This window comes from Streptomyces sp. NPDC002306 (assembly GCF_053593435.1).
On sequence record NZ_JBSFCK010000002.1, the window covers coordinates 104,517 to 117,887 of the forward strand.

Below are 13,371 nucleotides of genomic sequence, written 5' to 3' on the forward strand. Positions count from 1 at the left end.
AGGTTAGGACCCGGCTCAGAACGGGAACGAGCTGCGGCCGTGCTGGACCGAGATCCACTTCAGCGTGGTGAAGGCGTCCAGCGTGGTCTCGCCGTTCAGCCGGCCGATCCCGGAGTGCTTCTCGCCGCCGAACGGGACGAGGGGCTCGTCGTGGATGGTGCCGTCGTTCACGTGGAACATGCCGGTGTCGACCCGCTTGGCGAAGGCGACCCCCCGCTCCACGTCCGCCGTGTGGACGGCGCCGCTCAGCCCGTAGGGCGTGTCGTTGACGACGCGGATCGCCTCCTCCTCGCCGTCGAAGGGGACGAGGAGGGCGACGGGTCCGAAGATCTCCTTGTGCAGGAGGGAGGAGTCCGCGGGCACGTCCGTCAGGACGGAGGGCTCCACCAGGTTGTCGGTCGTCGCGCCCCGCACGAGGACCGTGGCGCCCTCGGCGACGGCCTGGTCGACGGCTGCCGAGATCGCGTTCGCCTGGAGGGAGTTGATGACCGGTCCGATGACCGTCTGGGGGTCACTGGGATCGCCGGTCTTCAGGGTGCGCACCTTGGCGACGAACTTCTTCGTGAACTCGTCCGCGACCGAGCGGTCCACCAGCACCCGGTTCGCGGCCATGCAGACCTGGCCCTGGTCGACGTACCGGCTGAAGACGGCCGCGTCGACCGCGTAGTCGATGTCGGCGTCGTCGAGGACCACCAGGGCGCTGTTCCCGCCCAGTTCGAGGACCGAGCGCTTGAGCTGGGCTGCGCACACGGTGGCGATGTGCCGGCCGACCTTGTCGGAGCCGGTGAAGGAGATGACCTTCGGCACCGGGTGCTCGATGAACGCGTCGCCGATCTCGGCGATGTCCGTGAGGACGACGTTCAGCAGCCCGCCCGGCAGGCCCGCGTCCTCGAAGATCTTCGCGATCAGCGTGCCGCCGACGATGGGCGTGTCCTGGTGCGGCTTGAGGACGACGGCGTTGCCGAGGGCGAGCGCGGCGGCGATCGGCTTGATGGACAGCAGGAAGGGGAAGTTGAAGGGGCTGATGACGCCCACGACGCCGACCGGGACGCGGTAGAGGCGGTTCTCCTTGCCGTCGACCGGCGAGGGCAGCAGCCGGCCCTCGGAGCGCAGCGCCAGCTGGGCCGCCTCGCGCAGGAACTCCTTGGCGAGGTGGATCTCGAAGCGTGCCTTCACATGCGTGCCGCCGAGCTCGGCGATGATCGCCTCGGTGATCTCCCGCTCGCGCTCCTCGACCAGCCGCAGCGCCCGGTCGAAGACGTCGCGCCGGGCGTACGGGTTGACGTCGGCCCACGCTCTCTGGGCCCGCGCGGCCGCGCGATAGGCCTGATCGACCTCGTCGATGGTGGCTATCGTGATCGAGGCCAGCTTCTCGCCGTCGTACGGATTGAAGTCGATGATGTCCCAGGAGCCGGTGCCCGGACGCCACTCGCCGTCGATGTACTGCAGGGCCAGTTCGGTGAAGCAGGACGACATGTGATCCCTCAATCCCCTTGCCGCCGAAGCAGTCGAGCCAGACACCCCGGTCAACCCCCGTTCGACTGTCGGTCTGATCACACGTCATCGTACGGGCGAAGCACGCGAGTTGGAGTGGTGTAAGGCGGATGCGCAAGCCCTTGGCGGCGATATCGAGGGTTATCCCTACGACAGCTGCAAAAGCCCCCGCAGCAGATCCCGGCTCTCGTCCGGGCCGGGGCTGTCCTGCTGCAGTTCCTTCAGCGCGTGCTCGTACTGGGCGACGTCCTCACGCTTGTCCAGATACAGCGCGCTGGTCAGCTGCTCCAGATAGACCACGTCCGACAGATCGGACTCCGGGAAGCTGAGGACGGTGAAGGCGCCGGACTCACCGGAGTGCCCGCCGAGGCTGAACGGCATGATCTGGAGCCGGACGTTGGGCCGCTCGGAGATCTCGATGAGGTGCTGGAGCTGCTCGCGCATCACCTCGCGCTCGCCGTAGGGGCGGCGCAGGGCGGCCTCGTCCAGGACGATGTGGACGTCGGGGGCGTTCTCGGAGACGAGGTACTTCTGCCGCTCCAGGCGCAGTGTCACCCGTCGTTCGACGTCGGCCTCGCTCGCACCCTTCATACCGCGCCGCACGACCGCGCGGGCGTACGCCTCGGTCTGGAGCAGGCCGTGCACGAACTGCACCTCGTAGGCGCGGATCGCGGACGCGGCGCCCTCCAGGCCCACGTAGGTGGGGAACCAGCTGGGCAGGACGTCCGAGTAACTGTGCCACCAGCCGGCGACGTTGGCCTCCCGGGCCAGGGCGACGAGCGAGTTGCGCTCCGCCTCGTCGGTGATGCCGTACAACGTCAGCAGGTCCTCGACATCCCTGGTCTTGAAGCTCACCCGGCCCAACTCCATCCGGCTGATCTTCGACTCGGAAGCACGGATGGAGTACCCCGCCGCCTCGCGGGTGATCCCGCGCGCCTCGCGCAGTCGCCTGAGTTGCGAGCCGAGCAGCATGCGCCGCACCACCGATCCTGGCTCTCCCGCGCTCACGTTCGCCAGCCTCCCCAACGTCTTCAGGGGCCGAAGTCTGCCACTAAAACACTCCGAGCAGTACTCGTCCGATTACAGAGATGGAAAGAAGCCAAAGGATGTGCACAGGAAGAAGCAAGGAGAGCACGAACGGGCGGCAAGGGGGGCGCATGAAGATGGCGGAAAAAATGGCCAAGAAGCGGTACGGGCGGGTCCAATTCGGTCACGTGCACGTGCATCTGCCCTTGCATCTGCTGTGCGCATCCGAAACCATGGTCCCGCGCCACCGCTGCATCGCAACGACCGCGAATTCCCGGGAGTGCCTCGCATGGGGACGAATGGATCGACCATGCTCGAGCCGTTACGGCAGGGCCTTCCGCCACTGGATCCCTCGGCCGTGTCCAGCGCCGCCTCCTGCGCCCTGCCCGCCCGCTACGAAGCGGTGCGCGAGGCAAGACGGTTCACGCGCACGACGCTCGACCAGTGGGACATGGAGGAGCGCTTCGACGACGTCTGCCTGGTCGTCTCCGAACTCGTCACCAACGCCCTGCGCCACGCGCTGCCGCACGACACCGCGCGCGTACCGGAGCAGCAGCCGTCCGTGCGGCTGCATCTGATGTGCTGGACCGAGCGGCTGGTGTGCGCGGTGCGCGACCCCAGCCACGACAGTCCCGTGGCGCGCGAGACGGACGACTTCTCCGCGGAGTCGGGGCGCGGGCTGTTCCTGGTCGACTCCTTCAGCGACGGCTGGGGCTGGCATCCGCTGGCGGGCACGCTCAACGGAAAGGTGGTCTGGGCGCTGTTCCATCTGCCGCCGCCCGCCGAATGACGAACCGCGGCGCTTCCTGGCGCCGCGGTTCTACGCGCGTTAACGAAATATCCGACAGTTTCCGCCTCCGACGGCGCCCCGGCCGGACGGGGGCCGTGGGCAGCCGGTGATCAGCCCACGATCAGGTGGTCGAACTCGCCGTCCTTGATGCCCAGCAGCATCGCCTCGATCTCGGCCCGCGTGTAGACGAGCGCGGGACCGTCGGGGAATCGCGAGTTGCGCACCGCCACGTCACCGCCCGGCAGCCGGGCGAACTCCACGCAGGATCCCTGCGAGTTGCTGTGCCGGCTCTTCTGCCAGGCAACCCCGCTCAACTGTGTGGCCGCCATGCCGTTGTACACGTCGTACCCCCCGTCAACGTCGTGGTCCACAGGTCGCTCCCAGGTGGTGCACTTGGCTGGTGTGGCCATTGATGCAGTGGTCAACTGACCCGGATCATAGCTCTGTTCATGTGCAGATGCATGGGCATATGCACGTGCACGCGGGGTGGTCTCGCGATTACAGCTTTGACGACCCCTTTACCGACGCCGTCTCCAGCATGTGCCCCGCGGCACGCGCGGCATTCGCGCGTGCATGAGGAACAGACGCGCGACGGGCCCCTTGTGTTCCACCGTCCACATGATCGTCCGATCAGCAGGATGGCGGAGCGGGCTCGGTCGGGCGGACGGACAGCATCCGCTCTTAGGCGTAGGCCAAATGTTCCCCTTCTACGACACCGGAACCGCAACTCCTCGACGCAGGCCCGGCGGGTCGGCGGCCGGAAGTACTCATTCACGCGGATGACCGGGGAGTCGTCACCGAATGCGGGGCCAGGCCTCGAAATCGGTGCGGCGCCCGGATCAGCCCTTCGGCGGGCCCTCGGTCGAGCAGTTCACGGACGCTGTTCGAGCGGTCGGACCGGAACTTCTCATATGGATGGGGTGATCCTCGTACGTCGGATGGAGTGGGCCGTGTACGTCGGCTGTACGTGGATCGGCGGTGCCACGGACGGCCGTCCTCCGGACCCGTCCTGGTAGCTTGCTGCGGTCCCTCGGTCCGTGGGCCGGCCGGCTACTTGCTTGGGAGCTTCCAGTGACTACGGCGACCTTCGCACGACCTTCACGCGGCACGGCACGCGGCTCGTCGCGCCGATGGGTGCGGCTCGCGGCCGCGGGTGCGGGGCTCGCGGGTGTCCTCGCGCTGAGCGCGTGCGGCGGTGGCGGCGATTCCGCGGACGAGTCCTCCACGAGCCCCGGTTCGGCCACGACCGCGACGGCGGACTCCGGCGGCGGTACCGGTGGGACCACCACGACCGACACCGACCTGGAAGGCAGCTGGCTCGCCACGACCGACGGCCACGCCGTGGCGCTGGTGATCACCGGCAAGCAGGCGGGGCTGTTCGCCACGAACGGCACCGTGTGCAGCGGTACCGCGGGCGAGGAGGCCGGGATGCGGATGATCCGCCTCAAGTGCACGGACGGCAGCGACGACCGGGCGACCGGCATGGTCGACTCCGTCAACAAGGGAACACTGAAGGTCACCTGGGAGGGTGATCTCGGCAAGGAGACCTACACCCGGTCCGAGGGCGGCCAGCTGCCCTCCGGGCTGCCCACGGCGAGTCTCGGGTCCTGACACCCGGGGGGCGCGCAACGGGACGGCCGGTTCATGCGTGATGATCCATGAGCACCGTCACGATCTCAGGGGACCCCTCATGCGCGCCATGCCGATCACCGTCGCCGCCCTCGCCGCGGCCCTCCTTCTCACCGCGTGCGACAGCGGCGGCGGTGACACCAACGACGAGAAGACCACCGGCAGCGGCGGCGCCTGCGCGATCGACGCGATCGGCGTGGAGGTCGGGCCGGTCAACGCCGCCCCGGCCGCCGGGGACAGCGGCAACGTCTCCGTCACGCTCACCAACACCGGCTCCGAGTGCGCCTTGGACGGCTTCCCGGCCGTCACCCTCCAGGCCGGCGGAACCTCCTCCGCCGTGGCGCAGGACGAGGCCGCGCAGGCGCAGAAGCTGACCCTCGCCAAGGACGCGACCGCCACCTTCACCCTCACCTACGTGCGCGGCGCGGCGGGCGGCACCAAGAGCCTCGCCGTCGAGGCCGTGAAGTTCGCCCTGCCCGGCGCCGACGCGACCCACGGCTTCGACTGGTCGTACGGCGATGTCGCGCTGAAGAACGGCACGGACCAGCCGGACGCCTCGGTCAGCGCCTTCCAGCAGGCGGGCGACTGACGGACGGGCCGACGGGCCACGGGGCCAGCGGGTGGGCGGCTGACGGCCGCGGGCGGCTGACGGCTGCGGACGGCTCGCGGCTCTCGCGGGCAGACCTGCGGCCGGCTGCGTACCGCGGACAAGGGAACGGGCGGAGACCGGCCGGGCGGCCCAGGTCAGGGCAGCCGGGTCAGGCCAAGGCAGTCAGGGCAGCCGGGGGCGGGATCGCACCTGGGCACGGTCCGCCGCCTCGGCGCCCTCCGTCCAGCCCGCTTCGTCACTCACCCCGCGCAGGCGGGTCGTCGTCGTCGCCGGGAACATCCGGTCCGTCGCCGCGGTGACCGCGACCTCGCGGGAGGCGAGGACGGGCAGCAGGTCGTCGCTCACCTGGGTCTCCGCCGCTGCCGCCAGGCGGCTGCCGATGCGGTGGGCGTAGGCCGCCAGGAACGACTGCCGGAAGGTCTTGGTCCGCTTGCGGCCGCCCGCCCGCTGGGCGGCCTCCGCCCGGGTCATGGCCGTCGTGGCCTGCACGAGCAGGGAGGTGTGGAGGAGTTCGACGGCCTCCAGGTCGGCCTCGAATCCGACGACCGTGGAGAAGCCGAGGGGTTCGTTCCACACGGCCCGGCAGTGGTTCGCGTCAGCGACCGCGTTCAGCAGCACCGCCTTGGCCTGCTCGTACGGCGGCTCGACCCCGATCCGGCAGGCGCCGGGGGCGTCGGGGGCCTGGGCGCGGGCGGCGAGCAGCGCCTCGTCGACGCTGTGCCGGGCCATGAGCTCCTGCGCCTTGGCGCTCAGCGCCTCCGCCTCCTCCGGGAACCCGGTCGCCTCCGCCTTGGCGAGCAGCGCACGGATCCGGCCGAGCATGCGGGTGTCGGAGCCGGCTCCGGGCTGGCGTGGCGCGGGCTCCGCCAAGGGCTCCAGCGTGGGCAGCCGCAGCAGCAGCCGGTACAGCTCCAGGACGGCGGTGGCGTGCGAGAACCGGTCGGCGCGGGGTGGCTCCTCGACGGCGGCGAGCTCGTCGAGCTGTGCCGCCCAACGGGGGCCGCGCGGCCCGTCGTCGGGCGCCTGCGCGCGAACCAACACCGATATGAGACGTACGTGTACGTCATCCAGGTCGCGCCGCACCAGGCGCACCAGGTCGGCGGGCTGCCAGCCGCGCCGCCAGGCCGTGGCCACGAACTCCCTTCCCCGGGAGTCGAGTTCGGGGTCGGCCGCCGGGTCGGACGCGAGAAGCGAGGCGCCGGTGTCGAGGGAGGTGTCGGTGCCGTCGTAGAGAGCGGCCTCGAAGGCGCGCCCGACGGTGCTGGTCGTACTGCTCACCCGTCGATCGTGCCACGAGGTCGTCGACCCACACGACTGCCGATGATCGGCGACCGTACTGTCAACCGAGGGTTGACGCGATCCGGGTGTCAACCTACGGTTGACACATGTCGACGCAACCGACCATCACGTCATCCGTACGTCTCGACGACCTGATCTCCGCGATCAAGAAGGTCCACGTGGAGCCCCTCGAACAGCTCCAGGACGCGGTGCTCGCCGGCGAGCACCTGGGCGAGGTCGCCGACCATCTGATCGGCCACTTCGTGGACCAGGCGCGCCGCTCGGGCGCCTCCTGGACGGACATCGGCAAGAGCATGGGCGTCACCCGGCAGGCGGCGCAGAAGCGGTTCGTGCCGAAGGAGTCGGCCGACCTCGACCCCAGTCAGGGCTTCAGCCGCTACACCCCGCGGGCCCGCAACGTCATCATGGCCTCCCACAGCGAGGCCAAGGCAGCCGGCGGCACCGAGGGCCTCCCTGAGCACCTCGTCCTCGGCCTGCTCGCCGAGCCCGAGGGACTCGCCGCCAAGGCCCTCACCGCGCAGGGCGTCTCCCTGGAGGCGGTCCGCGGGGCCGCGGCCGCGGCGCTCCCGCCGGCCGCGGAGAAGGGCCCCGAACTGGTCCCGTACGGCCCGGCCGCCAAGAAGGTCCTGGAACTCACCTTCCGCGAGGCCCTCCGCCTCGGCCACAACTACATCGGCACCGAGCACATCCTGCTGGCCCTGCTGGAGTTCGAGAACGGCGAGGGCGTACTGAGCGGCCTCGGCATCGACAAGGCCCGGTCCGAGCAGTTCGTGGCGGAGGTCCTGGACGAGGTGCTGCGCACCCGGGAACGCCAGGAACACCGGGAACAGGGACAGGCTCCGGGGCAGGGGCAGACTCCGCAGCAGGAGCAGGAGCAGGAGCAGGAGCAGGAGTAGAAGCAGGAGCAGGAGCAGGAGTAGGGACCGGGGGCTGGGGCAGGGACCGGGGGCTGGGGCAGGCATCCGCAGCGAGGCGAGAAACCGCAGGTCAAGGCCATTGTCAGACCCCCCTGCCACACTCTCGACATGGCCGACCGATGGGCGCTCGCTCCGGCCGAGGACGGTGGCGCGGAGGTCGCCCCCCTCGGTCCGGACGGGCTGCCCGCCGGGCCGGTGCTGCGGGAGCCGGACCTCGCCGAGGCCGTGCGCCGCCGACCGGACGTCACCCGCTGGGTGTGGCGTTCCACCGCCGAGGTCTATCCGCGGCTGCTCGCCACGGGGGTGCGAGTAGAGCGGTGCTACGACATGGAGGACGCGGAGACGCTCCTCCTCGGCCACGAGGGCCGCTCCGGCGAACCCCGGTCGGCGTCCGCCGCGCTGGCCCGGCTGCGCGGCGGCCCGGTACCACCGGACCCGCCCCAGCGCTCCGCCGAACCCGGCGCGCAGTCCCCGCTGTTCGAACCGCAGGGCTCCCGCCGCCTGCCGCTGACGGACCTCGTCGAGGTCTACGCCGAGCAGCAGCGGCGGCACGACAGGGCCGCCCACCCCGACCGGCTCCGGCTGCTGACGGCTTCCGAGTCCGCGGGGATGCTGGTGGCCGCCGAGATGAACCGCGCGGGGCTGCCGTGGAGCGCGGACATACACCGGGAGGTGCTGCACGAACTGCTCGGCGACCGCTACACCGGCGGGGGTGAGCCCCGGCGCCTGGCCGAGCTCGCGGACGAGGTGTCGGCCGCATTCGGCCGCCGGGTGCGGCCCGACCTGCCCGCCGATGTGATCAAGGCCTTCGCCCAGGCCGGGATCAAGGTCAGATCGACCCGCCGCTGGGAGATCGAGTCCCTCGACCACCCGGCGGTGAAGCCGCTGGTCGAGTACAAGAAGCTGTACCGGATCTGGGTCGCGCACGGCTGGTCCTGGCTCCAGGACTGGGTGCGGGACGGACGGTTCCGGCCCGAGTTCCTCGCGGGCGGGACGGTCACCGGACGCTGGGTGACCAATGGCGGGGGCGCCTTGCAGATCCCCAAGGTCATCCGGCGCGCCGTGGTGGCCGAACCCGGCTGGCGGCTGGTCGTCGCCGACGCCGACCAGATGGAGCCGCGGGTGCTCGCCGCGATCTCCCGTGATCCCGGCCTGATGGAGGTGGCCGGCCGGGAGAGCGACCTGTACCAGGCGGTCTCCGACCGCGCCTTCTCCGGCGACCGCGCCCAGGCCAAGCTGGCCGTGCTCGGCGCGGTCTACGGCCAGACCTCCGGCGACGGGCTGAAGAACCTCGCCGCCCTCAGACGCCGCTTCCCCAAGGCGGTGGCGTACGTCGACGACGCGGCGCGGGCCGGGGAGGAAGGGCGGCTGGTGCGGACCTGGCTGGGGCGCACCTGCCCGCCGGCGGCCGGGGCGGGAGACGACGGAGCGGAGGAAGCGGGGATGCCCCAGGAGGATCCGGCCGGGCAGCCCGTGGAGCAGGGATGGATGCCCGGTCACGCCTCCACCGACGCCCGCGCCCGTGGCCGCTTCGCCCGCAACTTCGTCGTCCAGGGCAGTGCGGCGGACTGGACCCTGCTGCTGCTCGCCGCCCTGCGTCGGACCTGCGCGGGTCTGGCGGCCGAACTGGTCTTCTTCCAGCACGACGAGGTGATCGTGCACTGTCCGGCGGAGGAGGCCGACACGGTCGTCGCGGCGATCCGGGAGGCGTCGGCCCTGGCGGGGCGGCTGACGTTCGGTGAGACGCCGGTGCGGTTTCCGTTCACGACGGCGGTGGTGGAGTGTTACGCGGACGCGAAGTGAGCGGCGGGATCAGCGGGGCGCGGAGAGCAGTGCGGTGAGTTCCGCGACGACCGCCTTCTCGTCCGTCCCGTCCAGCGCCGCGAGCGCCGCACACCACTCCTCGTACGCCTCCCCGACGCGCCCCCGCTCGTGCAGCAGGAGTCCGTTCTGGTGCCGGGCGAGTCCGCCGGTGTAGCGGTCGGCGCGGGCGTCCGCGCGGTGCAGCAACTCGGCACACTCCCGGCCGGCCTGCTCGGCGCGGCCCAGCAGCCGCAGGGTGCGTACCAGACCGAGCCGGGTCTGGGACTCGCCGTGCCAGTCGCCGTGGCCGCCGAGGATGCGCCGGCTCTCCTCGAAGTGCGGCAGCGCGGCGGCCGGTTCGCCGAGGGTCAGATGGGCGAAGCCGATGTTGCAGTGCGCGGAGTACCGCACGATGACGGCGCCGATCTCGTCCCCGAGGGCGAGGGAGCGCCGGTGCTGCTCGATGGCGGCCCGCGGGTCGGTGTGCTCGTACAGGTTGCCGAGGTGGCTGTGGGTGACGGCCTCGCCGAGGGGGTCGTTCAGCTGCCGCGAGTGCTCCAGGCTCCGCAGCAGCGCCGCACCGGACTCCTCGTAGCGGCCGAGCCCTTCGAGCAGCAGTCCCCGGTTGTTGAGGCAGCGCCGGGTCCGGGAGGACCTCTCCAGCCGACGCCAGATCGTCAGCGCGCGGTCGTTGAGGGCGAGGGCTTCGCGCTGGCGGCCGGTCAGGAAGTGCAGGGCGACGAGATCACCCAGTGCGTAGGCCTCGGCCGCCGCGTCCCCGAGCCGCCGGGCCACGGAGAGCGCGGCCCGCCCGAGCACCTCCATCTCGACGAGACGGCCGCTGCGCTGGACGTAGGGGAGGAAGAGCCGGAGGAGGGCGGAGAGATGGGCGACGACGCGGGAGGTGTCCTCCGTGTCCTCGGTGTCGTCCCCCGCGATCTCCACCGTGCCCTCCCCCGCGTCCTCGGTGTGGTGGCGCACCAGCGTGACGATGTTCTCCAGCTCCAGGTCGCCCCAGGCGAAGGCCTCTTCGGGACTGCCGAAGGGCGGCACGGTGGGCCCCGGCCGGCCGGACGGCTGGGACGCGGTCGGCCGACGGCGGTCGTCCTGGTCGTGGCCCGGCTCGACGATCGCGGTGAGCAGGCGCTCGGCGACGGCGGCGTACCAGCGCAGGGCGGTCACGAGGAGGGCGGTGGTGGATGCGCGGTCGTTTACGGGACCGTTCCCGGGACCCTTCGTCTGACTGTTGCCGCGCCCGGGTCCTTGGCCGGGGCCGTGCCCGGGCCCCTGGTCGGTCTCCGTTTCGGCGAGTTCGCGGGCGTAGTCGCGGACCAAGTCGTGGGGGGCGTAGCGGCCGTATGCCGTCTCTTCCAGCAGGGCCACCTCCACGAGACGGTCGAGGGCGGCCTCGGCGCGGCGCTCGTCGGTGCCGGTGAGCCGGGCGATCAGGGGGGCGCCGTACGTGGGCAGATCGAGCGCGCCGACGCGGCGCAGCGCGAGGGCCGCGTCCCGGTCGGTCTCGCGCTCCGAGGCGGCCAGCGCGTCGTGGGCGACGGCGAGGGAGCGGCGGACGCTCAGGTCGTCGTACTCCAGGTGGTGCAGCCGTCCGGTGGCGGCCAGTTGACCGGCGAGCACGTCGGGGGTGAGGGCGCGGCGCGCGGCGAGCCGGGCGGCGACGACGCGCAGAGCCAGCGGGAGGCCGCCGGCGAGTTCGACGAGGGGGTGGGCGGGGGCGAGGCCGTCGCGGCCGGACACCGCGCGCAGCAGCGCCGCGCTGTCCTCGTCCGAGAGCGGTGTGAGCGGGAAGCGGTGGGCGCCGTCGAGGGCGGTCAGCGGGGAACGGCTGGTCACGATGACCGCGCAGCCGGTGCCGGCCGGCAGCAGCGGACGAATCTGCCCGGCGTTCCCGGCGTCGTCCAGCACCATCAGCGTGCGCGTCGGGGCGAGGAGGGAGCGGAGCAACGCGGCTGCGGCGTCCGGGTGTTCGGGTACATGCCGGGGATCGGCGCCGAGGTCGCGCAGCAGGGCGGCGAGGGCCTGGGCGGCGGTGAGGGGCGTCATGCCCGGCGTGGCGCCGTGCAGGTTGATGTACAGCTGGCCGTCGGGGAAACGTTCCCGCAGCCCGTGTGCGACATGCAGCGCGAGGGCGCTCTTCCCGACCCCGGCCATGCCACTGACGACGGCGAGGGGGACGGGCTGGGGACGGGGACGGGTGCCGTCGCGGTCGCGGTCGCCGTCGCCGTCGCCGTCGCCGTCGCCGTCGGGAGCGTCGGCGGTCAAGGTCCGGCGCAGGCCGTGCAGGACGTCGGAACGGCCGATGAAGTGTCCTGGTGCGGTGGGCAGTTGCGCGGGACGAGGAAGACGGAGGGGCGCGTCGGCGGAAGCGCTCGCCGCTGGAGAGAGGGGCGGGACGGCGGAGGCCTCCCGCTGACCGACGTCGGAACCAGAGCCGGAGTTGGCCCCCGAGCCAGAGCTGAAGCCGACATCGGAGCCCGAGCCGAAATCGGACCCGCCGGACGACGCCACCGCCACCCGACCGCCGGAATCGCCGAAATCGCCGAATCCACCGGAAGCAGGGGGACCAGGAGACCCAGGGGAACCGAAGGTGCTGATGGAACCGATGGAACCGAGACCGCCTTCGCGTGCGCCCTCCCCCGGCACCCCTCGCAGCACCTCCGCATGCGCCTCGCGCACGCCTGGTCCCGGTTCGACACCGAGTTCCTCGACGAGGCGGGTGCGCAGGTCGCGGTGGACGGCGAGGGCCTCGGCCTGTCGGCCGGTGCGGTGCAGGGCGAGCATCAGCTGGCGGTGGTACGACTCGCGCAACGGATGCTCGGCGGACAGTGCCGCCAACTCCGGTACGAGCGAGCAGAGTCGGAAGCCGCCCAGGGCGAGCTCGGCGTCGTAGCGCCAGTCCAGGAGGAGCAGCCGGGCTTCCTGGAGCCGCTGGACGAACGCGTACCCGCCCACTTCGGACGGCAGCCCGCTCAACGGCGTACCCCTCCACAGCGTGAGCGCGGACCCGCACTCGCGCAGAACTCGCCTCCAGTCGCGCGCGGCATGCGCACCGCGCGCCGCCGCGACGTGCCGCTCGAAGACGTGGATGTCCAACTCGCCCTGCTCGACGCGCAGCAGATAGCCGGGCGGCACCGCGCGCAGCCGCTCCGGGGTGTCGAGCAGTCGACGTAGCCGGGTCACGTGATTGTGCAGCGAGGCCTGGGCGGAGGCGGGCGGCGCGCCTGCCCACAGGATGTCCTTGAGCGACTCGACGGGGACGACTCGGCCGCCTTCCAGCAGCAGCGCGGCCAGCAGGGACCGCACCTTGGGACTGCCGACGGTGCGCACTCCGTCGCGGGCGTGAACGGGGGCCCCGGCGCCGGGAACGTCCCCGGCTACCTGGTCCGTCGCGGGCTCCCCCGCGTCGTACAGAACCGGCGGCCCCAACAGTCCGAACCGCAGCGCGCACCGCATCACGCCGCCCACTGCCTTCCCGCGCGCCCCACCCGACCGCGCGCTCTCCGACGGAACCCTGCCGTGATTGGCGGATTCTCGTCACTTCATGGTGGATTCTGGCCACCCCTGTCCCTGACGGTCGCTCTGCCGGAACCCGGCGGACTCCGCCGAGGCAGCAGTGGCATCGCGCAGCCGCAAGGCGAGTTCAAGCCAGTCGAGCAGCGGCAACGAAGTAGACCGTTGGCCACATGTTAGCGATCTGTTGGCAAGGCCTGATGTGATCTTTACGTCGGATCTGGCCTCGACGGTGCGCGCGTCAAGACGCGCAACTCGGGGGAGTGTCGCCGCCG

Annotated in this window: 10 protein-coding genes; 5 read left to right on the top strand and 5 right to left on the bottom strand. The window is 71.6% G+C overall.

What is annotated here, in order from left to right; translation table 11 throughout:
• Positions 1–15: 15 nt before the first annotated feature.
• Complete coding sequence (locus ACWCQK_RS04900) at positions 16–1,476, bottom strand: aldehyde dehydrogenase family protein (RefSeq protein WP_451151983.1); 1,461 nt, start codon at positions 1,474–1,476, stop codon at positions 16–18.
• Positions 1,477–1,641: 165 nt separating this feature from the next.
• Entirely contained in the window at positions 1,642–2,466 is an 825-nt protein-coding gene (locus ACWCQK_RS04905) for a helix-turn-helix domain-containing protein (protein WP_451152946.1), read from the bottom strand.
• A 343-nt stretch (positions 2,467–2,809) separates the two neighbouring features.
• Here ACWCQK_RS04905 and ACWCQK_RS04910 point away from each other — a divergent pair, with 343 nt between their 5' ends.
• Positions 2,810–3,310 carry an ATP-binding protein gene (locus ACWCQK_RS04910; protein WP_451151985.1) on the top strand — a complete coding sequence of 167 codons (501 nt, stop codon included), beginning with the start codon at positions 2,810–2,812 and terminating at the stop codon, positions 3,308–3,310.
• A 110-nt stretch (positions 3,311–3,420) separates the two neighbouring features.
• On the opposite strand, the gene ACWCQK_RS04915 is transcribed toward ACWCQK_RS04910, so the two are convergent.
• Positions 3,421–3,681, bottom strand: coding sequence for a DUF397 domain-containing protein (locus ACWCQK_RS04915; RefSeq protein WP_451151987.1), 261 nt, complete (start codon positions 3,679–3,681; stop codon positions 3,421–3,423).
• 700 nt (positions 3,682–4,381) lie between these two features.
• On the opposite strand from ACWCQK_RS04915, the gene ACWCQK_RS04920 reads away from it, so the two are divergent.
• Both ACWCQK_RS04920 and ACWCQK_RS04925 read left to right on the top strand, forming a co-directional pair.
• Positions 4,382–4,921, top strand: a complete 540-nt coding sequence (locus ACWCQK_RS04920; RefSeq protein ID WP_451151989.1) for a hypothetical protein — start codon at positions 4,382–4,384, stop codon at positions 4,919–4,921.
• A gap of 79 nt (positions 4,922–5,000) precedes the next feature.
• Positions 5,001–5,528: a DUF4232 domain-containing protein gene (locus tag ACWCQK_RS04925; RefSeq protein WP_451151991.1), complete on the top strand. Its 528-nt coding sequence runs from the start codon at positions 5,001–5,003 to the stop codon at positions 5,526–5,528.
• A 183-nt stretch (positions 5,529–5,711) separates the two neighbouring features.
• Here ACWCQK_RS04925 and ACWCQK_RS04930 read toward each other — a convergent pair whose 3' ends face one another.
• Positions 5,712–6,827 carry a DUF2786 domain-containing protein gene (locus tag ACWCQK_RS04930; protein ID WP_451151995.1) on the bottom strand — a complete coding sequence of 372 codons (1,116 nt, stop codon included), beginning with the start codon at positions 6,825–6,827 and terminating at the stop codon, positions 5,712–5,714.
• 107 nt (positions 6,828–6,934) lie between these two features.
• On the opposite strand from ACWCQK_RS04930, the gene ACWCQK_RS04935 reads away from it, so the two are divergent.
• Positions 6,935–7,744 (top strand): Clp protease N-terminal domain-containing protein, encoded by an 810-nt coding sequence (locus ACWCQK_RS04935; RefSeq protein ID WP_451151997.1) that lies wholly within the window; start codon positions 6,935–6,937, stop codon positions 7,742–7,744.
• A 129-nt stretch (positions 7,745–7,873) separates the two neighbouring features.
• Positions 7,874–9,568: a bifunctional 3'-5' exonuclease/DNA polymerase gene (locus ACWCQK_RS04940; RefSeq protein WP_451151999.1), complete on the top strand. Its 1,695-nt coding sequence runs from the start codon at positions 7,874–7,876 to the stop codon at positions 9,566–9,568.
• A gap of 9 nt (positions 9,569–9,577) precedes the next feature.
• On the opposite strand, the gene ACWCQK_RS04945 is transcribed toward ACWCQK_RS04940, so the two are convergent.
• The gene (locus ACWCQK_RS04945; RefSeq protein ID WP_451152948.1) at positions 9,578–13,039 is read right to left on the bottom strand and encodes a BTAD domain-containing putative transcriptional regulator; all 3,462 of its coding nucleotides are present in this window, start codon (positions 13,037–13,039) and stop codon (positions 9,578–9,580) included.
• Between the last annotated feature and the right edge of the window lie 332 nt (positions 13,040–13,371).